General features: G+C 58.5%; 23 protein-coding genes and 2 tRNA genes. 12 read left to right on the plus strand and 13 right to left on the minus strand.

Translation table 11 applies throughout. From position 1 onward, the window contains the following. Positions 1–24: 24 nt before the first annotated feature. The 7 genes from PYTT_RS05205 to PYTT_RS05235 all read right to left on the minus strand — a co-directional run bounded on the left by PYTT_RS05205 (position 25) and on the right by PYTT_RS05235 (position 5,060). The gene (locus PYTT_RS05205; protein WP_067773952.1) at positions 25–942 is read right to left on the minus strand and encodes a 4Fe-4S binding protein; all 918 of its coding nucleotides are present in this window, start codon (positions 940–942) and stop codon (positions 25–27) included. 17 nt (positions 943–959) lie between these two features. Continuing rightward, positions 960–1,532, minus strand: a complete 573-nt coding sequence (locus tag PYTT_RS05210; RefSeq protein ID WP_067773955.1) for a 4Fe-4S binding protein — start codon at positions 1,530–1,532, stop codon at positions 960–962. 36 nt (positions 1,533–1,568) lie between these two features. Then, the gene (locus PYTT_RS05215; RefSeq protein ID WP_067773958.1) at positions 1,569–2,432 is read right to left on the minus strand and encodes a PhnD/SsuA/transferrin family substrate-binding protein; all 864 of its coding nucleotides are present in this window, start codon (positions 2,430–2,432) and stop codon (positions 1,569–1,571) included. Between the two features lie 22 nt (positions 2,433–2,454). Next, positions 2,455–3,600: an NHL repeat-containing protein gene (locus tag PYTT_RS05220; protein ID WP_067773962.1), complete on the minus strand. Its 1,146-nt coding sequence runs from the start codon at positions 3,598–3,600 to the stop codon at positions 2,455–2,457. A 155-nt stretch (positions 3,601–3,755) separates the two neighbouring features. Further along, complete coding sequence (locus tag PYTT_RS05225; RefSeq protein ID WP_141675743.1) at positions 3,756–4,661, minus strand: hypothetical protein; 906 nt, start codon at positions 4,659–4,661, stop codon at positions 3,756–3,758. A 220-nt stretch (positions 4,662–4,881) separates the two neighbouring features. After that, a tRNA-Pro gene (locus PYTT_RS05230) sits at positions 4,882–4,958 on the minus strand. Between the two features lie 26 nt (positions 4,959–4,984). Next, positions 4,985–5,060: transfer RNA gene (locus PYTT_RS05235), tRNA-Phe, on the minus strand. Between the two features lie 155 nt (positions 5,061–5,215). Between PYTT_RS05235 and PYTT_RS05240 the strand changes: the two genes are divergently transcribed. The 6 genes from PYTT_RS05240 to PYTT_RS05260 all read left to right on the plus strand — a co-directional run bounded on the left by PYTT_RS05240 (position 5,216) and on the right by PYTT_RS05260 (position 9,924). Further along, positions 5,216–6,244: a DUF6268 family outer membrane beta-barrel protein gene (locus PYTT_RS05240; RefSeq protein ID WP_071133307.1), complete on the plus strand. Its 1,029-nt coding sequence runs from the start codon at positions 5,216–5,218 to the stop codon at positions 6,242–6,244. A gap of 59 nt (positions 6,245–6,303) precedes the next feature. After that, positions 6,304–7,245, plus strand: coding sequence for a thioredoxin family protein (locus tag PYTT_RS05245; RefSeq protein ID WP_067773971.1), 942 nt, complete (start codon positions 6,304–6,306; stop codon positions 7,243–7,245). 34 nt (positions 7,246–7,279) lie between these two features. Further along, positions 7,280–7,438, plus strand: a complete 159-nt coding sequence (locus PYTT_RS13295) for a hypothetical protein (RefSeq protein WP_156850327.1) — start codon at positions 7,280–7,282, stop codon at positions 7,436–7,438. Positions 7,439–7,573: 135 nt separating this feature from the next. After that, on the plus strand, positions 7,574–8,533 hold the full coding sequence (locus PYTT_RS05250) for a thioredoxin family protein (protein ID WP_067773974.1): 960 nt from the start codon (positions 7,574–7,576) through the stop codon (positions 8,531–8,533). Positions 8,534–8,695: 162 nt separating this feature from the next. Further along, positions 8,696–9,649: a thioredoxin family protein gene (locus PYTT_RS05255; RefSeq protein WP_067773977.1), complete on the plus strand. Its 954-nt coding sequence runs from the start codon at positions 8,696–8,698 to the stop codon at positions 9,647–9,649. 68 nt (positions 9,650–9,717) lie between these two features. Continuing rightward, the gene (locus tag PYTT_RS05260; RefSeq protein ID WP_067773980.1) at positions 9,718–9,924 is read left to right on the plus strand and encodes a hypothetical protein; all 207 of its coding nucleotides are present in this window, start codon (positions 9,718–9,720) and stop codon (positions 9,922–9,924) included. Between the two features lie 21 nt (positions 9,925–9,945). On the opposite strand, the gene ribF is transcribed toward PYTT_RS05260, so the two are convergent. The 4 genes from ribF to PYTT_RS13300 all read right to left on the minus strand — a co-directional run bounded on the left by ribF (position 9,946) and on the right by PYTT_RS13300 (position 12,867). Continuing rightward, positions 9,946–10,881, minus strand: coding sequence for a riboflavin biosynthesis protein RibF (gene ribF, locus PYTT_RS05265; protein WP_067773983.1), 936 nt, complete (start codon positions 10,879–10,881; stop codon positions 9,946–9,948). A 1-nt stretch (position 10,882) separates the two neighbouring features. Further along, on the minus strand, positions 10,883–11,611 hold the full coding sequence (gene truB / locus PYTT_RS05270; protein WP_067773986.1) for a tRNA pseudouridine(55) synthase TruB: 729 nt from the start codon (positions 11,609–11,611) through the stop codon (positions 10,883–10,885). Between the two features lie 14 nt (positions 11,612–11,625). After that, positions 11,626–12,621, minus strand: coding sequence for a DHH family phosphoesterase (locus PYTT_RS05275; protein ID WP_067773989.1), 996 nt, complete (start codon positions 12,619–12,621; stop codon positions 11,626–11,628). 75 nt (positions 12,622–12,696) lie between these two features. Continuing rightward, entirely contained in the window at positions 12,697–12,867 is a 171-nt protein-coding gene (locus PYTT_RS13300; RefSeq protein WP_156850329.1) for a hypothetical protein, read from the minus strand. 201 nt (positions 12,868–13,068) lie between these two features. Here PYTT_RS13300 and PYTT_RS05280 point away from each other — a divergent pair, with 201 nt between their 5' ends. Then, the gene (locus PYTT_RS05280) at positions 13,069–13,338 is read left to right on the plus strand and encodes a hypothetical protein (protein ID WP_141675744.1); all 270 of its coding nucleotides are present in this window, start codon (positions 13,069–13,071) and stop codon (positions 13,336–13,338) included. Between the two features lie 75 nt (positions 13,339–13,413). On the opposite strand, the gene PYTT_RS05285 is transcribed toward PYTT_RS05280, so the two are convergent. Continuing rightward, positions 13,414–14,208 (minus strand): MBL fold metallo-hydrolase, encoded by a 795-nt coding sequence (locus PYTT_RS05285; protein WP_083076548.1) that lies wholly within the window; start codon positions 14,206–14,208, stop codon positions 13,414–13,416. Positions 14,209–14,262: 54 nt separating this feature from the next. On the opposite strand from PYTT_RS05285, the gene recN reads away from it, so the two are divergent. The 5 genes from recN to PYTT_RS05310 all read left to right on the plus strand — a co-directional run bounded on the left by recN (position 14,263) and on the right by PYTT_RS05310 (position 20,603). Next, complete coding sequence (gene recN, locus PYTT_RS05290; RefSeq protein WP_067773999.1) at positions 14,263–15,912, plus strand: DNA repair protein RecN; 1,650 nt, start codon at positions 14,263–14,265, stop codon at positions 15,910–15,912. A 173-nt stretch (positions 15,913–16,085) separates the two neighbouring features. Next, positions 16,086–17,174: a DNA polymerase III subunit beta gene (gene dnaN / locus PYTT_RS05295; RefSeq protein ID WP_067774002.1), complete on the plus strand. Its 1,089-nt coding sequence runs from the start codon at positions 16,086–16,088 to the stop codon at positions 17,172–17,174. Between the two features lie 93 nt (positions 17,175–17,267). Further along, positions 17,268–18,479, plus strand: a complete 1,212-nt coding sequence (locus PYTT_RS05300) for a glycosyltransferase family 4 protein (RefSeq protein ID WP_067774005.1) — start codon at positions 17,268–17,270, stop codon at positions 18,477–18,479. Next, positions 18,476–19,630 (plus strand): UDP-galactopyranose/dTDP-fucopyranose mutase family protein, encoded by a 1,155-nt coding sequence (locus PYTT_RS05305; RefSeq protein WP_067774008.1) that lies wholly within the window; start codon positions 18,476–18,478, stop codon positions 19,628–19,630. The genes PYTT_RS05300 and PYTT_RS05305 overlap by 4 nt, the downstream gene beginning before the upstream one ends. A gap of 7 nt (positions 19,631–19,637) precedes the next feature. Beyond that, positions 19,638–20,603, plus strand: a complete 966-nt coding sequence (locus tag PYTT_RS05310; protein WP_067774011.1) for a glycosyltransferase family 25 protein — start codon at positions 19,638–19,640, stop codon at positions 20,601–20,603. Positions 20,604–20,656: 53 nt separating this feature from the next. On the opposite strand, the gene PYTT_RS05315 is transcribed toward PYTT_RS05310, so the two are convergent. Continuing rightward, positions 20,657–21,628, minus strand: a complete 972-nt coding sequence (locus PYTT_RS05315; RefSeq protein ID WP_067774014.1) for a lipid A deacylase LpxR family protein — start codon at positions 21,626–21,628, stop codon at positions 20,657–20,659. Positions 21,629–21,665 lie beyond the last annotated feature (37 nt).

Consider the following 21,665-nt stretch of genomic DNA (forward strand, 5'->3'; position numbering starts at 1 on the left):
CCGGGAGAGGCATCCGCCTCTCCGTCAACCGCGCTCACGCGATTTCTTCCCGCGCACCCTCGGCTCATGGGCCAGCACTGCATCGGCATCGGCCGTATCCGCCACGGAACCCCTGCTGCAACCGCGCACGCAACGCCCGCACAGCACGCAACGCGACACATCGATACGCCCCCGGTCGATGCAATTCATAGGGCAGCACTTCTCGCACTTGCGGCACTGCAGGCAGGTACCCGGATCGATCACCCTCTTGCGCCACGCAAAACGCGAAGCCAGCCCCAGCAAAGCCCCATACGGGCAAAGCCATCGGCAAAACGGACGGCTCACCACCAGGCAAAATACCAGAAAACAGCCAGAAACCACCCACATCACCGGCGATGCCGCCATACGGAAAAACGCCACAAACGGATCATAACGGCAAACCGGCAAAGACTGCGAATCGAACGCACACCAAAGCACATACAGCAGCACCAGCCACGTACCCATCGAAAAAGCCTTCTCCAACCGGGGACCGACACGCGACCGCACACGCCGCGCATTCCAGCCCGCGGCATCCTGAACCGCTCCCAGCGGACACAACCCGGCGCAGAACACGCGACCCATCACAAAAGCCGCCACCAGCGGCAGCACAAACCACACCACCGCCAGCACACTCAGCAAAACAGCCGGATGGAACAGAGAAACAGCCACATTCCCTACGCTTCCCACAGGGCAAAGACACCCCATACGGAAAAAGCCGAACCAGCCGACCGCCGCGAGCTGCACCGCCCACAGCCACCGTCCGCGCCCTGCTGGCCGCCAAACCAGCCATGCCGACACAAGCAACAGCAGGACAAACAGCGAAACATCCGCCCATGCCATCCAATCAGGCATACCCGACGACTCGGGATACACCGGATAGGCATACTCCCCAATATCCTTGATCACCAACTCCTCAACTGCCATAACTCACATCTCCAGAATCAAACTCTCCAAACCATCGCCTTCCCGCCATCGGCACTCCTGCCCTTGCAGGAACGGGCGATCGAACACTCATTGCACCCGGCACACCGATCATCCCGGACAACCAGATACAACGTATTGTTCCCATGCTCCCGGCACCGCTTCACACAAGCGCCGCAGCCCGTACACAACTCCTCATTCACGGCATACTCGTACCGGTACTCATCCACGCCAAGGGACTCATCGAACACATGCACCGTCCGCCGCTGCAAAGCGCCCGTCTTGCACACCAGATTATTATCCCCCGTATTGACCGGGCTGAACGGATCGTCATCGCGAACCTCATACCCGTAGCAATACTTGCACATGCCGCAATCTTCATACCGATTGCGGCACACCACGGCGGACTTCTCATGCACGCAATGAGTCTCGCAATGGCCGCACGCACTGCAGGCATCATTATCGATCACCCACTTGCCCTCCCGCGTGCGCGACTGCTCCAGCAAACGCCACGTCACCCCTCCCAGCACAGCCGCACCCGCAGCACGGGCCGCCATACCGAGAAACCTCCTCCGCTTCAACTGCTCATCCATAACGAAAACCTCTGGAATAACGGAACCCCGATAAACTCAGCGCCCCGGCTCCCTCCCGGCCGCACCCGGCAAAGCCTCGGGAGCCACAACCCCCTTGCTCATCATATCGGCAGGCACATGTGAACCCTTCATCTCAAGCATGGACTTCGCCAACTTCTCGCGCAAAGGCGCATCCAGCTTTCCGGAAGCCGCAAAAGTAATAAACGGGAAAACGCCAGTCCTGCCTACCGCACGCACATCGCCCGGAGCAGCCACCACCACCATGCACCCGTACTGGGCCGCATAGCTGCTGATCACGGCGGCATCCGCACGCCCTTCCAGCAACTCCACAATCGCGCTCTTGCAGGAATGCTGTTCAGACGGAACCACATCCCCCTCGGCGATCCCGGCCTTGGCCAGAGCCGCCTTCGGAGCAGCATCCTTCTCCACGGCCAAAAGAGGCCCGAACACCACCCGCTTCCCCTTCAAATCCGCCACCGACTTCACCGGACTATCCTTCAACACTACGAACTCGCCCCAAAGCCCCTCCTCCTGCCCGGCAGGCATCTGCAAATCGGCCAACCGCACAAACTCCTTCCCGGCAGCGCGGGAAGCGCCATCCAGCACCGTCGCCTTTGCAACCACCATATCGAAATCCGCCTTCTTCAAGGCATCCGCCAACTCGGCATCCTCCATGAAATAAACCAACTCCAGCTTCACCCCGCAATCCTTCTCCACCTTCGCCTTCCAGCCCTCATATTCACGCTTGGCGGCATCGCCTACGCAACTGCATGCGCAATTCTTCGCCAGCGGATCGCTAACCCCCACCTTCAGCACGCCATCCGCCGCCAGCGACACGCCGACGGCAGCTGCGCACAGAACCGCCTCTCCGCACTTGCGGACAAAACCTTTCACATTCATCGACACAAAACAGGTTAAACGCTCACTTCGACGGCCCCAGCACGATCACACACTTCTTCCCTTCATGCGCGGCATAAATATTCCCCTTGGAATCGACCGCCACATCCAGCTGCCCGCATCCCTTCGCAATATCGTTCACATCCACGCACATCTCCAGCACCTTCTCGTCGCCCGTATAAATCTTCACACGCGGCACATCCTTCTCGGAAGTCACGAAACGGCCCTTACCCAGCGAAGCGATCGACACCGGATTGCAGCAACCCGTAAACTGCTCCGCACTGCGCCCCTCCTTGCCCCAGGTACCGATACGGTTACCGTCGCGGTCGAACACGCTCACACGATGCCCGCCCAGCTCCGCCACCGACACATAACCCTGCTCATCCACGCAGAAATCGAGAATACCGCAGCACGTCGAAAGCCCGCGACGCGCACCCGGCGCACGGCCGATCACATTCACCAGTTTCCCCTCCTTATAACGGCCGATACTCCCGGAACCCGACGTCCCGACAAACACCTCGTCACCGAACGTAGCCAACCCCGTCACCGGAGCCTTCTTCGACTCAAGCTCAAGAGAACCGAGCTTCTTCCCCTGCATATCGTACTGCACCACGGAAGGCGGCTCGGAATACGAAGAATTCGCCACCCACACCGTATCATTCGCGCCGGGCGCCACAGCTCCGGCATTAAACTCGACATTGAACCGGGCAGACTCCTTCCCCTCGCCGTCGAACACCACCACCAGCTTATCGCCGGCGGCAAACACACGATCCTTCGCATCCACACACACGCCGCCGATATGCGACTTGAACGTACCGTCCCCCAGAGAACGCACAAGCGCGTACTTCTCCACATCCGTCGCAGCCTTCGGCACCACATGCCCCTTCACCGGAGCGCCGCTGAACTTCGCATCGGAAGCACGCACCACGGGAGCCGCAGCCTTCGCCTTCGCTACCTCCTGAGCCACAAAATCCCTATCCGCCTGCGACAACGAATCAAGAGACAGATTGAACTCTCGGCCATTGGCCAGACGCACCGTCACAGCCTCGTCCGTTGCAGACACGAAATCCGCCTCAAGCGCACGGCCATCCTTATTCGTCCACGAACGTGCATCAGCCATGGAAGCCCACGCCAGAACAGACACTCCGACCAAAGAAATAAACATCTTCATAAAACAATAATAATCAGGGTTTGGGTTAAAAACAGCCTTGCAAACGGCAAAAGCGTAACTATCAATTAACACGAACAGCCATGACCGGACAAGCAAAAAAAGCGGACAGACGAAAATAGATGATCGAATCTGTGACAACACCACACACCGCTCGCTCACTTCCGCCGCCACGGCACATCGGCATCCAACACCACTGGCACCGAAACCCGGAACGCCTGCTGCTCCTCCCAAACGACACGCGGCCCTTCAGCCCTCTCTGGCATCACGTAATAATAACACTCCGACCACGTACCCGCCTTGGAGGACTCCATCAACTCATAGCCCATCAACAGCGCGGCCTCCCTGCCCGACTCCGCATCGACCAAACGTACATTCCGGACAACCCTTGCTTTGTCGGCAGCCTGATGCGTAAACGTCACCGAAAAAAACGCATCGCCATCCTTCAGCACATAATCGGGAAGAAAACTCGCCGTAAGAAAAAAACCTCCATCCTCGCCTCCCGGCTCGAAACAACTCTGCCAATCTCCGGATGCAACCGGATCACCGATCCAACTCCCCGCCCACGCCTGAAACTCCTCCTCATTCGCGAAAACAAACCTCTCGCACATCGGCAGCCCGCCATTCTTACCCTCCGGAACCGAAAAATCATGCCCCCATTCCGGCATAATCTCACATGAAAGAAAAACCTGAGGCGCCACCCACAGCCGAACCTCACCCTGCAACTTCCCGCTTTTCCACATCCCGGCCGGAGCCGACACCTCACCTTCGATCACAAGCTCGGGCACAGCGACTCCCGAGGCAGGCACCCGCTTCCGAGTCCAATCAGCATACACATTCTCTTCGGAATCAATAACGCTTTTCAACCGATGCCCCAAAAGAACATGACCGCCACGATCGGCAAACGCCTTCTCCGATACGACATAGCCCTCAGCATCCCGGATCAGCCACTCCGGTTGCAATCGGACGATCGACGGACTATTCCAGCACTCGCTTCCTCCATCCCACACGAGGAAAGAAGTCTCCGGCAGCCAAAAACCCTTCGGAGCGCCAATTCTGAACACACCTTTCCATAACCGCGTACCTGCCACCTCTACACTCTCTCGCACCTCACACACCTGTACCGGACAAGAGTGACTAACATATTCAGACAACTCCAACAAACGGGGCTGCATCGACCACACCCCAGCAGACAACAAAAGAAACAGCAGCATATCACCTTCATATATAGCAACACACCGCCCCCGTCAAGCACCAAACAACACATCGGCAGGCACACGGAAATGGTCGGGACGACAGGATTCGAACCTGCGACATCCTGCTCCCAAAGCAGGCGCTCTACCAGGCTGAGCTACATCCCGCAAAAGACCTGATCGGTATAAAAAAATGGTGGCTCGGGACGGGTTCGAACCGCCGACACGCGGATTTTCAATCCGCTGCTCTACCAACTGAGCTACCGAGCCACATCAAACTCCCAATAGCCATGGAAGCTTTGTGCGGGGGGATTCTACATAGGCCCATACGCGAAGGCAAGCCAAAAATGGAAAAAATGCGATTTTTTTACCGTGACGTACTTTGAACTTCGTCCCGAACCCACTCCATGCCATACTGGAAACGCATGAAGTCCACTTTCCTCCTCGCAATCGCCTTCGTGTCGATCCCGCTTCAGGCCATGGCTGAAACGACCCGTCCGGACGACTCCTATTACAGCGACTACGCAGACGACGGCACCATGTACGCACCCTATTCCGGTATCGACAGCTCAATCGATACCAGCTACATGCAGCCGCCCAGCGATCCGAACACATTCTCGGGCAAATCCACGTCGGCGGCCAAACCCTACCTCATCCCCAATAAATTCTATTTCGAATACCTTGGTTCCATGAACCTGAAAGACGGCAACGGACACCTCTCCGTCACCAACGCCGTCATCACCCTGCCCTTCGTCGATCCCACCCAGACGGGCTTCGGAAGCTGGCGCTTCGACGCCAAGGCCGCCGTACGCCTCACATGGCTCAACAGCAAAGGTGACCAAGTACTCGACGAATCGGAACTCTACACCATCCTGGCCAACTTCTCCGCAGCACGCCAGATCGGCGGCTCCGGACAACTCATCATCGGCGTTGCCCCGGAAATCTCGACGGACTTCGACGTATGGACCTTCCGCGACGTCTACATCAGCGGATATGCTGCCTACGCCACCAGAGTCAACGACAGCTTCTCCTTCGCTGCCGGCCTTGCCTACATCCCGCAATATGTCGACCGATTCGTCGTACCCTTCTTCCGCTTCAACTGGCAGGCAACACCCGCATGGGAAGTCTCCCTCTCGGACGCGCGCTTCTCCGTCACCAACACCGCCAGCAGCCGCTTCCACTGGGGGCCGTTCCTGCAATGGGGCGGCAAAACATGGACCGTAAACCGCCACCGCAGCACCCAGCGCCTCCGCTGGACCTCCTACTCCCTCGGCATGGGAAGCAGCATCGACCTGACTCCCAACCACGAAACCAAAGTCCTCCTGACGACGGACCTCGGCTTCACCTTCGGCAATGAAGCCCGCTTCAAAACCAAGGACAACAAGCACACCCTCGAAAAATACAAATACGGCGAAGGCCTCTACCTCCGCGTCGGGATCGACGTGCAATTTTAACATATCGCCGGACAAATGCGACATTGACAAGCGGTCGGGCAACCATCAGACTGCTTGGCATGACTCATCCATTCATACCCGCCTCCTTGGTCGCATGCATTGCTCCCGCTCTCGCGGCCGACGCATGGCTCACCGACATTGATGCAGGAAAAAAACAGGCTGCGGCGGAAAACAAAGCCGTACTCATCGAATTCACCGGCTCGGACTGGTGCCAGCCCTGTATGAAACTGCGCAAAAACGTAACCGGAACCAAAGAATTCGAAACCTACGCCGGCAAAAACTACGTCCTCGTCGAAATCGACTTGGCACGATATAAAAAAGACCGACCAGAGCTTTACAAAAAAAACCGCGAAATCTACAACTCGTACAATCAGAGAAGCGTCCCCTGCATCTTCATCATGGATCCTTCGGGCAACATCACTGCCCGTCTCGGCGGCAGCCCCAACAACGAAGCCATGAAAAACACCCTGGAAACCGCATTCAGACAAAACCGCGAATTCCACACCTCCCTTGCTGCCGCAGAAAAACTGACGGGCAATGCCCGCATCCAAGCTCTGGCCAAACTCTACACCGCCGTCCCCGAAAATAACCGCCACAATTACAAACCCCTGTTCAACCGCCTGCTCGAACTGGACAAAAACGACATCTCGGGCCTTGTCGCCGCAGAACACAGGCAAAAGGAACAAGCCGCCCTCAGCAACAAAATACAGGCCGACCTCATGTCCACCAAGGAACCGGCCGCCCTCATCAAAAAAATCGACGGATACCTCGCTCAGCCGAACATGCCGCCGGAACTCCATGCGCTCCTCTTCGAAAGAAAATTCCATGCGGCCCTTGCACTGGCCCAAACTGAACAGGACATCGACAACGCCCTCTCCATCGCCGACGACATGGCCAAAAGCGACCCCAAACATGCACAAAACATCCTTCGCATGAAAGAAGCTATGCAGAAAGACAAAGCCGGAATACTCCGGAGAATCAAACAGCAAAAACCTCAATAAAAGCCATCTTCCGCTGAATGGCCTGCTCGGATCCATGCCATCCGGGAACCTTCACAACACCGCCAAGGATGAAAAAGCCTTCGCCAAAACAATCGGCCTCATCGCAAAACCAGACACCGGAACTGCCACACCCATCCCCGGTCTGAAAACAGGAAATCGGGCTACCACGGCATTCTCCTGCACCAACGCGTGAGGGTTCGCAACCGCACGCGTTTTTTCGCACCCACAACGAAACCCTCCCCGGAAAGACATACTGTCCATCAAAAACGGCATTTTTACCCACAAAACAATTGACAGATCGTCCGGAATAACACAAATTACTGTTTCTATGACACAATACACAACCCTGATTGCCCTGGCAGCCTGCATCGCTCCGGCCTTTGCGGCCGACGTCTGGCTCACCGACCTCGACGAAGCCAAGAAAAAGGCCACTGCCGAGAACAAAGCCGTTCTTGTCGAATTCTCCGGCTCCGACTGGTGCTCCTACAGCCGGAACCTTCGCAAGAAAATCATGACCAAGCCCGAATTCCTCAAATACGCAGCAGACAAATTCGTACTGGTCAACATCGACTTCCCGCGCAAAACAAAACTCCCTGAGGCACAGGCCAAGAAAAACCAGGCATGGAGCCAAGAGTACAATGTCGACAGCTTCCCGACCGTCATCGTACTGGACTCCGACGGCGCAGCCTACGGCGGATTCTCGGGCGGCCTGCCCGACTTCGCCGCCGTCAAGGCCCCGCTCGACGAAGCCTTCCGGAACATGAAAAACTCCAAGGCGGCCGTCGCCATCGCCAACAAGCTCTCCGGTGACGACAAAATCCTCATTCTTCAGCAAATCTACAACGCCGTACCGGAAGAATACCGCGATTCGCACACCGCCCTCCTGAAAAACATCACCGAGCTCGACAAAAAGGACATCACAGGCCTCGTCTCCAAAACAAACAGGGAAAACGAACTGAAAGCCCTCAAACAGCGCATTCAGAACGAAATCGACCCCGAAAAACCAGCTGCGGAAACCCTGCCGAAAATCGATGCCATCCTCGCCGAACCCAAACTCCCGCAGGAAGGCCGCCTGGCCCTGCTGCAGCTCAAACTTCAGCTCATGCTGCAGGAGGCTTCCAACGAAGAGGAAATCGACCGTGCCCTCGGCGTCATCAACGACATTCTCAAAGTTCGCCCCGAATTGTCAGCGCAGCTTCAGCAACTGAAGAAAAACATTCAGGACAACAAAGACGAACTGCTGGAAAGCAACAAAACCCGCAAAGCCGCCCAGCCGAAGGCCAACTGAACCTTCATCTCTCCTCTTCCCCTGCACCGCATGCACCCTTCGTGCATGCGGTTTTTTCATGAAAAAGAACGGCACCGTTCAACAAACCGCTCTCTACCAAAAGAATGAATGCCCGAAAATAACGTTGACATCATCCGATGCATCGCCCAAGATTCAGGAACTATGACATCATACATCCCTGTACTCGCAATCGCAGCATGCATCACTCCGGCCTTCGCCGCGGAAGGCTGGCTCACCGACCTCGATACCGGTAAAAAACAGGCAGCAGCCGAAAACAAGGCCGTCCTCGTCGAATTCACCGGCTCCGACTGGTGCCCTCCCTGCAAGGCTCTTCGTAAAAACGTCCTCATGACGCCCGCCTTCAACGAATACGCCACCAAAAACTTCGTCCTCGTCGAACTCGACTTCCCCAACTCGAAACCCCAGACCCCGGAAGAAAAACAGAAAAATGACGCATGGGCGAAACAGTACAATATCGACGGCTTCCCGACCATCCTTGTCATGGATCCGCAAGGTAATGCCTACGGTGGATTTGTCGGAGGACGTCCGGATCTCGCCGCTGTCCAGCAGCCGCTCGACGAAGCGCTCCAAACCATGAAAACGGTCAAGGGCAACCTTGCCGCCGCAGAAAAACTGACGGGAGACGACAAAATCCTGGCTCTGGCCAAAGTCTACCAGTCCATTCCGGAAGAATACCGCAGCAGCCATGCCGCCCTGCTGAAGCAAATCATGGACCTTGACAAAAACGACATCTCCGGCATCGTCGCTTCCGAAAAGAAAGCCGCTGCCGACAAAGCTCTGTCCGACAAAATCCAGCAGACATTGGCAGCATGCAAAACCCCGCAGGAAGCCATCGCCGCCACGGAAACATTCCTTGCACAAAAAGACCTGCCCAAGGAAATCCAACTGAACCTCCTTCAGGCCAAACTGAAGGCACTCCTCACGGCATCCAAAAACGACGACGACTTCAACAAAGCACTTGCGTTCCTCGATGAAATCGCCAAAATCGACACCGAACACGCACAGGACATCGCCAAATTCAAGGAAACCCTCTCCAAAAACAAAGACGCCATCATCAAACGCAACACGAGCCAGCCGGGCACACCCCAGCAATAACGGCTTGCACACCCTTAAAACCAGCGCATGCGGGCACTGCCTGCATGCGCTTTTTCACCCCACCCGCCATGCGGATTCCCCTGCCGGCGGCCAAACTCCCCATGCAAACCCGTACTCCGGAACAGCAGAACGCCGCGATCGCCCTCCTCGAAGCACTCTCTACCCTGTCTCCCGAACATTCGGCATGGTACGCCCAATGGAAACCGGACATCCTCAGACACAAAGAACACATGCAGGGACAACAAAACCGGCACGCACCGGGTAGCGGCATATAAAAGCCCCGGCAGCGCAGCAGCTCACGCCCCCATCCGGGCGAAAAACGCCTTGGCAGCCTCGCAATCGCGGCCGATCTGCGCCTTCAGAGCATCGAAACTCTCGAACTTACGTTCACCGCGCAAAAAATGCAGCAGGTCAACCGAGAGACGCTTCCCGTACAAATCCCCTGCATCGCCGAACAAATGGCACTCCAGCAAAAGCGGAGGATGCTCCTCCGCCATCGTCGGCCTCCGGCCCAGATTGGCCACCCCGTCGAACACCCTTCCATCCACCTCAGTACGGATGCAAAACACACCGAACGGAGGCAAGGCCCCATTGCGCACCTTGATATTCGCCGTCGGGAACCCCCATGTGCGCCCAATCTGGCGCCCATGCACCACCTTGCCCTCAATCGCATAGGGATGCCCCAGCAAAAACCTTGCCTGCTCCATATCGCCCTCCGCCAGCACCTCGCGAATCAGTGTACTGCTGATCGGCCGATCTCCGATGCCCGAAGGCACCATCGAGGCGAACGAAACGCCGAACCCCATCCTCTTCCCCTGTTCCCGGAGAAAATCGATATTGCCCGTGCGCCCCGCACCGAACTGCCAATTCTCGCCCACGGAAATACCCGCAATCGGGCACGCCAGCGACAAACGCCTTAAAAACTCCTCGGCCGGAAGAGCTGCAAACTCCGGTGTAAACGGCAACACCAACAGCACATCCGGCTTCAACCGCTCAATCAGCCGCGCCTTCTGCTCAGCATCCGCCACAATCAGCGGCGGAGCCTTATCCGGCCGCAGCACCGCCGCCGGATGCTCCTCGAACGTCAACACCCCGCACAGCGCCTCGGGAAACCTGCGGGCTGCGAGAATCACACTCTCATGACCGCGATGCACGCCGTCGAAAAAACCCATCGCCCAGTAAACGGGTTCCCGGATCTCCCGCAACTCCTCGAACGAATGCAGAATCTTCATCTCAAAGAACGCCTCGCATCGCGGCAATCTGTTCGATCGACAACAGCCCCTTCACCACCTCCTCGCGCGGCGCGGACTTCAAAAACTCCACAGGCATGGCTCCATCCACAGAAAAATGACCCGACCGCACCCGGCGCAAAGCCGTCAAATGCGCACCGCAACCCAACACCTGACCGATATCATGCGCATAAGTACGCACGTAAAAACCCTTCGAACAATGCACCGTAAAATCCACCTCGGGCAGCTCCACGCGGCGCACCTCGTAATCCAGCACCTTCACCGGACGCGGCTCGCGCTCCACCACCTGCCCCTTGCGCGCCAGCTTGTACAGCGGCACGCCATTCTTCTTAATCGCGGAAACCATCGGCGGAACTTGCTCGAACGCTCCCGCGAACCGCGTGAACGCCTCGCGCACCGCCTCCGGCGTCACGCCGTCCGTCGGCCGCGTCGCAACCACATCGCCCTCGGCATCCTGACTATCCGTCTCCACACCGAGCAGCATCGTCGCCTCGTACACCTTATCCTCGCACATCAGCAGATCCTGAAGCTTCGTCGCCTTGCCGACCACCAGCATCAGCAGCCCCGTCGCCATCGGATCCAGCGTACCGCAATGCCCGATCTTTTTCGTATTGAGCGCACGCCGGGCGATCGCCACCACATCGTGCGACGTCATATCCTGCGCCTTGTCGATCAACAACACCCCGCTGATGGAAGAATCCTGTACCTTCATAGAACGGCAGCAGCTTACCCCAAAGCCTTGCGGCACGCAACACGAATCGCCTGCAAGACGCATTCCCTCGCCTCGGCCAACGGCCGGCGAATACGGATACCGGCTGCCAAAGCATGGCCGCCGCCGTGGAACTCCTCGGCAATCTTCGCCACATTCACACGCGCATCCTTCGACCGCATGGACACCCGGATCACCCCCGGCTCCATCTCCTCGAAAATCGCAGCCACCTTCACCCCGCGGATCACGCGGATCGAATCCACCAGATCGGCCACATCGTCCGGCGATGCATTGAGCCGCCCCTTCGTCTCCAAATCGAGAGAAAACCAGCACAAACGACCATCCTCCTCTAGCACCATGCCGTTCAGCACCTCGCGAGTCACCATCAGGCTTTTCCATGAAACCTCCTGATACAACATGCGGTTCATCTCCATCACATTCACACCCTTCGACAACAGATCGCCTGCCATCCGCATCACCTCCGGAGTCGTCTTCTCGTACTGGAACGACCCCGTATCCGTACTGATCGCCGCATACAGCGCATTGGCGATCACCGGAGTAATCGGCACCTCCAGAAGGCGAATCAGCTTGTACAGAATACAGCCCGTCGCCGCCTCGTCCGGCAGCACGCAATTCACCGCGCCGAAGCACTCATTGCTCCCGTGGTGGTCGATATTCACCACCAGCGGAGCATTTGCCAGCGACACGACACTGCGGTCGCCCAAGCGCTTCCATGCCCCGTTGTCCACGGAAATCACCACCTCCGCATCCACCGGGCCCCGCGGAGTACGCCCGATCTCATCGCTCCCCTGCAGAAAGGCATACCTCTCCGGCACAGGATCCTCATTCAGCATACGCACTTGCTTACCCATGGCCTGCAAGGCATGGCCGAGAGCGATCGTCGAACCGATCGCATCGCCGTCCGGCCGGAAATGGGCAATCACCACGAACCGCTCATGCGAACGAATCACATCGGCGACGGAAACCAGAGCTTCGGGAATATCTATCATCATATCAAAAATAAGGAGCCGCGCTTCACCAACGAGAGAAGCACGGCTCCTGAACAGGATCGAATCAACGATGGCCGATTACTTCTTGCCCTTCGTCTCGAGAATCACGGGAGCGTCTCCCGGATTGTCGCCGATATCGGTGAAGTGCGGCATCGGCTTGAGAGGCGGCATCGGCTGGGACTGACAGCAGCAGGAGCTGATGACGGAAGCCGCAGCGAGGGCAAACATGGTGAGAGCGATGGTTTTCATGGGAAAATCTTGCAAAATTGAGTTCGGAAACCATTCAACCAAAAGAACGCCTCCCCGTCAATCACATTTTCCCATCCACATGAAAAAATGGAAAAAAGACATAAAAAAATGCAACGCAAATCGACACTGCTGCGTCTCAAATTCAAAGATACCGCATCTCGGTATCCCACACAAACAACAAACATCCATTATCTGAATATCATGAAAATCGTATCTTCCGTGATCGCCATGGCCTGCATGTGTTCCTTCGGAGCTTTTGCCCAGGACGCCGCCCCGGCCGCTGCCGATGCCAAACCCGCCTGCAAATGCGGTGAAGCCTGCAAATGCGCCAAGGACGGCAAAGACTGCAAGTGCGACAAGAAAGCCGACAAGAAAAAGGGAAAGAAAGGCAAGAAATGCTGCGGTTCCTGCGATAAGGTCGCTCCGGCCGAGCCCGCAGCGCCCGCTGCTCCTGCACCGGCTGCCGAATAAGCAATCCCGGATACCCCATACCATGAACGGCGCGGAGAACATCCGCGCCGTTTTTCGTACCCGGGCAAAGGCCTGTTACTCCACATCCAGCATCATACCGTCGTAGGCCAGCACCACTCCTCCCGGCAGGCGCGCGCTCGTCTCCGCATAATCCACATCGTGCCCCATATGCGTCAGCACTCCCAGCTTCGGCTCCAGCTCGCGCATCAGCTCCAGCGACTCTCCCACTGAAGAATGGGTCGGATGCTCCGCAAACCGCAAACCGTCCAGAACCAACACATCCAGATCGCGCAGCATCTCCTTCGAATCCGGAGGAATCGACTTCACATCGCAGGCATAGCCGATCCTCACGCCACCATGCTCGAACACATAGCCGAACGTCTCGGCATCCGCATGCTCCACGCGGAAAGGCACGGCGGCAACATCCCCCACGCAGAACGGCAGCCCGCCATGCACATGCGGCTCAGGCCGGATATACCCCTTGAACGCCCTCGACTCGTTGAAAGCCCACGGAAACATACGCTCCAGAGACTCCATCGTCTCCGGCCCCGCGTAAAACGGCAGCCTCCACGACACATCGTGCTTCCAGCAAAACGCGCGCAAATCGTCGAACCCCGTCACATGGTCCAAATGAGCATGCGTATACACCACCGCATCCACCGCCGTCAACCCGTACCGAAGGGCCTGCTGCCGCAAATCGGGGCAGGAATCCACCAGCAGCGTCGTCCTCTCCGTACGCAGCAGCACCGATGAACGCAGACGCGCATTGCGGGAATCGCCCGAACGGCATACGGGGCAGGAACAGCCGATCACGGGCACTCCCGTCGACGTACCCGTACCCAGAAAAAGAAGAGACAGCGGAGAAGACATGAATTGCGTTACGCCCGGAATTATGGCATAAACAGGCCAACACGAGAAGCCTCAATGCTGACCTTACTCAAAATCCACAACCTCGCCCTCGTCGACGAACTCCTCTGGGAACCGCACCACGGCTACCTCAGCATCACGGGCGAAACCGGCGCCGGAAAATCCGTCATCATGGGCGGAATCTCCCTCGCCCTCGGCGAAAGGGGTGACAAAAGCATGATCCGCAGCGGCGAAGAACAATGCTCCATCGAAGCCGTCTTCCAACTCGGGGACACGGCGCGCATCGACCGCCAGCTCGAAGAAAGCGGCATCAACACCTGCGAAGACGGCACCCTCGTCATCCGCCGCATCATGACTGCCACAGGCAACCGCCAGTACATCAACGCCTGCCCCGCCACCCTCAAACTCCTCCGGGAAATCGGCATGGGCCTCGTAGACATGCACCACCCGGACGACCACCGCTCCCTCACCTCGCAGGAACGCCAGCTCAGCCTCCTCGATGCCTACGCCGAAAACCACGCAGCCCGCGAAACATACCGCTCGGCATGGCTCGCATGGTCCGAAGCCCGCCGCGCCGTCCGCACCCTCGAAGAAGCCGAACGCACCAACGAACGCGAACTCGACTACCTGCGCCACCAAATCGAGGAAATCGAAGAAGCCGGACTCTCGGAAAACGAAGCAACCGAACTCGAAGCCCGCTGGCAGCGCACCCATAACGCCGCCCGCCTGCACGATACCGCCATCCCCATGGCCCGCCTCCTCGAAGGGGACGACAACTCCCTCATCCCCCAGCTCCGCCAGCTCATACGGCACGCTCGCGACCTCGTCCGCCTCGACCCCTCCGCCGATGCATGGACCTCCCCTCTCGAAGGCATCGCCGCCGAACTCGAAGAATGTACGAACAGCCTCCGCGACTACACCGAACGGCTCGACCTCGACCCCGAAACCATGGCGAACCTCTCCGAACGCATCAACAAACTCGACACCCTCAAACGCAAATACGGCAGCGACTACTCCGCCATCGAAGCCCACCTCCAAACCTGCCGCGCACGGCTCGACGAAATCGACAACCGGGACGAACGCCTCGAAGAACTCCGGCGGCAGGAACAGCTCTGCCGCGAAAAACTCGCCTCTGCCGCAGGCAAACTCACCGCCACCCGCCGCGAAGCGGCTCCGCGCCTCGCCAAAGACATCGTCCGCCACGCCCGCGAACTCGGCTTCAAACAGGCACGGTTCGACATCTCCCTCATCCCTCTGAACGAACCCGGAGTGCACGGCGCGGAAGAAACGGAATTCCTCTTCGGCCCCAACCCGGGCGAACCCCTCAAAGCCCTCCGCCTCATCGCCTCCTCCGGCGAACTGGCGCGCGTCATGCTCGCCCTCAAAAGCGCCCTCGCCCGGCAGGACGACACCCCCCTCCTCATCTTCGATGAAATCGACGCCAACGTCGGCGGAGAAATCGCCCGCGCCGTCGGCCTCAAAATGCGGCAGCTCGGCAGCGACCACCAGGTCATCTCCATCACCCACTTCCCGCAGGTCGCCGCCCTCGCCGCCCACCATTACCTCATCGAGAAAAAAGTCTCCTCCGGCCGCACCGTCTCCAGCCTCCGGGAAGTTGCGGAAGAAGAACGCATCGACGAACTCGTCCGCATGCTCGGCGGCGGCGGAAATACCGCTCGCGCACACGCGCGCGAACTGCTCGCCTGAACAGACCCTCCGCAAAGCGCGTTTCCGGCTTGTGTCTGATAGAGCCTATTTTTCATCAAACACAAGATATGGTATAGTTTTTTGAAAACCTGTGAAAAATGTGGTACCATCACATTTTCCTCTTGCCGTCTTCGACCGGCTCGTGTACAATCTCCACAACGGAATTGACAAATATGAAATTCGCTATTGCCAAACAAGTCCTGCTCGACGGGCTGAACCAGGTCGTGAACGTGGTCGCCAGCCGCCCCTCCATGCCCATCCTGTCCAACGTCCTGATTGAAGCGGACAATGGCGAACTGCGCATGACCGCCACCAACATGGAACTCACCATCGTAGGCAAAGTACCGGCCAACATCGACCGCGCCGGCGCCATCACCCTGCCTGCCAAAAAGCTCCAAAGCATCATCCGCGAAATGCGCGACGGCGAAGTCTCCATCGACGTCGTCAAAACCGTCGCCACCATCAAATGCAACCGGGCCCAATTCAAACTCAACGGCCTTGATGCCGAGGAATTCCCCTCCCTGCCCGAATTCCGCGAAACCCGCGAATTCAAAGTCCCGCAGGCCATGCTCTCCAAAGGCTTCAAATGCACGGAATTCGCCATCTCCTCGGACAACACCCGCTTCGTACTGAACGGCATCTACACCTGCTTCCGTGACGGCAAGCTCACCCTCGTCGCCACCGACGGCCGCCGCCTCGCCCTCTTCGAAAACGAACTCGAATTCCCCGAATCCCAGCAGGTGGACATCATCCTTCCCAGCCGTGCCGTGCAGGAAATTCACCGCCTCCTCGGCGATGCCGGAGACGTCAAAGTCTCCATCACCCACAACCAAGCCGCCTTCGAAATGGGAGACACACTCCTCGTCACCAAAATCATCGACGGCAACTACCCGAACTACCGCCAGGTCATCCCCTCGCACTACAGCGAACGCATCGAACTGCCGACAGAAGAAATCCTCGAAATCGTACGCCGCGTCTCCCTCCTCTCCTCGGAAAAGACCAACACCGTACGCTTCAGCTTCTCCCCGGACAAAATGGAAGTCCTCTCCTCCGCCGCCGAACTCGGCGAAGCCCGCGAAGAAATGCCCATCGACTACAAAGGCAAAGACCTCCTCATCACCTTCAACGCCGACTTCATCATCGCCCCGTTGAAAGCCATCAGCGAAGACACCATCGTTCTGGACCTCATCGACCAGTCCAGCCCCGGCGTCATCCGCGTAGCGGACGAATTCCTCTACGTCCTGATGCCGATGCACAACTGATCGAACGCCGGGAACAACGCCCGGTGCCACCGGCCGGGCAGGGCTTACCACCCTGCCCTTTTCGTATTCTGACTCTCTCTCGCCGACACCGAAATGCGCATCCTCCTGTCATCCTACTCCATGGGAGCCGGACGCGGCAGCGAAGCGGGCGTCGGCTGGAACGTCGCCTCCGGCCTCGCCAGGCGCGGCCACGAAGTAGCCGTCCTCACCACCGAGGAATTCGGAGAAAGCAACAAACAGGCCATCCGGGAGCAACAGCTTGGCATCGAACTCCTCGAATGGTCGTGCGGCCTGCAAAACTTCCACCTGCGCGAATCCTACCACGCGTGGCAGAACCTCATCCGCCCGAAAGTGCGCGAACTCCTCGCCCGGCGGCAGTTCGACATCCTTCACCACGTCACCTTCAACCAGTACCGTGGCATCACCTTCGCCTACGAAGCGGGCCTCCCCTACCTCATCGGCCCCATCGGCGGGGCGGAAACCGTCCCCCTCCCCCTCCTCGGCGAACTGCGAGGCAAACCCCTCCTGAAAGAAATCGCCCGCTACATCGGCGCGGACGCCATCCCCTCCGGCTGGCGCAGATACCGGGGGCAAAACAACGGCATCGTCCTCGCCTCCAACGAGCCCACCGCCCGCCGACTCCGCACATGGGGCCTCATGCCCAACGTCGAAATCTGCCCCACCATCGCCATCCACGCGCATGAAATCGTAGAACAGCCGAAGCGGCTCCCGGACACGCCCCCCTACTTCACCTTCGACGGCGGTGCGCGCCCCGAAAAAGGCGCCTGCCTCCTCTTCCGCGCCCTCTCCCTCCTCTGGCAGCAGGGCCTCCGCATCCCCGTACGCATCGCAGGCGTCAAAGAACCGGACAAACCCGGCCTCCTCGCCGCAGCACGCACTGCGGGACTACCTGATGAAGCCGTCGACCTCATGCCCTTCATCCCCCGGCATGAACTCCTCGGCATCATGCAACAGTCCGCCGCCTTCGTCTCCGCAGGCTTCCGCGACAGCGGCGGCATGGCCATCCTCGAAGCAGTCGCCCTCGGCATCCCCGTCGTCTGCTACGACATCCCCAGCCAGCAATGGCTCCCCGCCGAATTTGCCGACAAAATTCCCGTCCGCTCCGGCCATCTGGAACAGGACATGGCCGCCGCCCTCCTACGTGCCGCCGACTCTCCGGCACGCACCGCCGAATGGCACAAGGAACGCTCTGCCTTCCTGCGCCGCCACATGACCTGGGACATCCGCCTCGACCAAATCGAAACCTATTACACCCGCATCCTGAACCGAACCTCGCAACCATGAAAAAAGTACTCATCGTCGGAGCCGGACTCGCCGGCAGCGTCCTCGCCCGCTCGCTGGCGGAAAAAGGCATCGCATCCCGCGTCATCGACCAGCGCGACCACGTCGCAGGCATGTGCCACTCCTCCCGCGATGAAGAAACGGGCGTCATGGTCCACCGCTTCGGCCCCCACATCTTCCACACCAGCAACGAACGCGTCTGGGAATTCGTCAACCGCTTCGACACCTTCTGCCCCTGGGTCAACCGCGTCAAGGCCACCAACAGCCGCGGCGTCTTCTCCATGCCCATCAACCTGCACACCATCAACCAGCTCTTCGGCAAACAAATGAACCCCGCCGAAGCTCTGGCATACATCCAAACCCTGCAGGACGCCACCATCACCGACCCGCAAAACGCCGAAGAACAACTCCTCCGCTTCGTCGGCCGCGACATCTACGAAACCTTCTTCAAAGGCTACACCACCAAGCAATGGGGCGTCTCCCCTCGCGAACTCTCCGCCAACATCGTCAAACGCATCCCCATCCGCTTCAACTACGACGACAACTACTACTTCTCCAAATACCAGGGCTTCCCCATGGCCGGATACACCGAACTCGTGCGTCGCTTCCTCGACCACGACCTCATCGACCTCCAAACCGGAACCGCCTATGACAAAGCCATGGACGCCGAACACGAACACACCTTCTACTCCGGCCCCCTCGACGAATACTTCGGCTACAGCGAAGGCGATCTCAGCTACCGCACCGTCGACTTCACCTACACCCGGGGCGAAGGCGACCTCCAGGGCAACGGCTGCATGAACTACACAGACGGCGATGTACCCTACACCCGCGCCCACGAACACAAATACTTCTCCCCGTGGGAAACCCACGAAAAAAGCATCCTGCTGCACGAATACAGCCGCGAAGCCAGACGGCAAGACAACCGCTTCTACCCCAAACGCATGCCTGCAGACATGCTCATCCTCGACCGTTACATGCCCCTCGTCGAACAAACCGAACGCACCTCCTTCATCGGCCGCCTCGGCTGCTACCGCTACCTCGACATGCACGACGTCATCCGCATCTCCCTCGAATACGCCGACCACTGGGCGGACTGGAAACAGGGCAAAGAACCCGTCCTCAACAAAATGGCCGTCTCCCCGCTGAACTGACACCCGCATGGATGCCGCACCCGCCAGCTTCTGGAACCTGATCGATGCCGTCTGCATCATCAACCTCGACCACCGCACCGACCGATGGGAAACCATCGGCTCGCGCCTGAAAACCATCGTCCCCGAACAAAAAATACACCGCATCAGCGCCGTATGGGGCAAAAAACTGCCCGGCTACCGGGAACACCGCCTCTTCCACGGAATCACCGAAGAAGAAGCCCTCTTCTGGGCCGGCCGGGCCGGATGCGTCCTCTCGCACCGCAAAGTCCTCGCACTCGTCGGGCAAAACGGCTGGAACAACACCCTCATCCTTGAAGACGACGCCGAACTCCTCGACAACCTCGACGGAACCATCGGCTACCTCCTCGCCCGCACCATCCTGAACACCCCCCGCTGGGACCTCTTCTACCTCGGCTGCACCCCGTACAGCGACCGCGCCGTCCTCATCGATCGCGAAAAAACATCGCAGGACACCGTCAACATCGCCCGCATCGTCGGCCCCCTCTGCACCCACGCCTACCTCGTCAACGACCGCTCAGCCGAAGACTACGTCAACCGCCTGCCGGACGAAAACGGCATCTGGGCATGGCTCGCATGGCACAACAGCCTCGACTCCTGGATCGCCAACGAATACGGCAACCGCACCGCCGCCACCATCCTCGGCTGCTACCCGAACCTCGTCATCCAGGGACAAAGCTACTCCGACATCGAACACATCGACATCACCCACAACCAGGGCGGCCTCGGAGGCACCCCGCATCCCGTCCAATACATCGGCGAAGAACAATTCGTCCGCATGCTTCACACCCCCAAATACCTCCTCAAACGGCAGCTTAAAATCGCCGCCCACTATGCCCTCGGAGCCTACTACCACATGGCCGGATACCGAAAATTCTCCGTCTCCATCGAAAACGCAGGCTACTGGGGAGCCATCAAGGCCGCATGGCAAGTCCTCCGCCAGCGCGGAAAATAAAAAACCGCCGGATACGGAACCCGGCGGCAGAAAGAAACAAACGGGAGAACCCGTCAAAAATTCCACTTCACCTGCACATTGCCCAGCAGCGTATAGCCGCGTTGCGTGCGGTACTGGTTCGACTTATAAATCGCACCGAAGAAATAATCCACATCCTTGTGGCGCACACCCACACCGGCATACACCTCGCCCTGCCACGGAATCTTGCTCACATGCGTATCCACATGGTGGAACACCGTACCGTCAATAAACAGATCGTGAACCACATACTGCCCGTAGAAACCGACAATGCCGTAGTAACTGTTCGCCTCACGATCATAAGTACGGTCAAGGAACGGACTCACACCGTAATTCGCACCGTTGATCGTATAATCGTTCATGCTCGGCGGCAAATTGTAGCCGAACCGGAAAATAAAACCGATACCGGCGCGAACCGACACCGTACCCGCTTCGGCGCGGCCGTACATCAAACCGTCCGTCTGGAACCCGGTCGAACTCCGGCTCTCAAGACTGCGAAGCCTCCGATCCTGCCTCACGGACAACTGCATCGTCACCTCGCTCGGAAGCTGGTAGCCCCAGCCGTCCCATGAATCCATCGTACCCACCTTGTGAATCAGCCATTGGCACTCGCGGGCGATCGAAGGCTTGCCCGTCGTCCCGAGCTGGAACTCGAACGTCGTCGAATTCTCCTCGCCCGTTATAATATAGCCCACGCCTGCCGCCAGATACCCCGCGTAGGGATGCTGGCCGACCAGCGGATAATTCGCATGCTGCTGGGGAGTGAAAATCAGCTGCGTCAGGCTGATCCCGTACTTGCGGTTCTCCGAAATATCGCCCACGTAATCGAGGCGCGTCCCATTCGTATAATCCTTATCGTGGCCGAAAAACACATCGTTCTCCAGCATAATGCGGAAAGAAGACTTATCGATCCCTGTTGCGGCTCCTCCCGTCACGGCGTCCGACATGGGCTTCGCAACGGATGGAAACTGGTCGCCCGCATGGGCTGCAGCAGCGAGCGCAGCCATGCACGTCCCAACAAACAATTGAATGCGCATTGCACAA

The sequence above is a fragment of the Neoakkermansia glycaniphila genome (genome assembly GCF_900097105.1).
In the GTDB taxonomy this organism is placed as follows: Bacteria; Verrucomicrobiota; Verrucomicrobiia; order Verrucomicrobiales; family Akkermansiaceae; genus Akkermansia; species Akkermansia glycaniphila.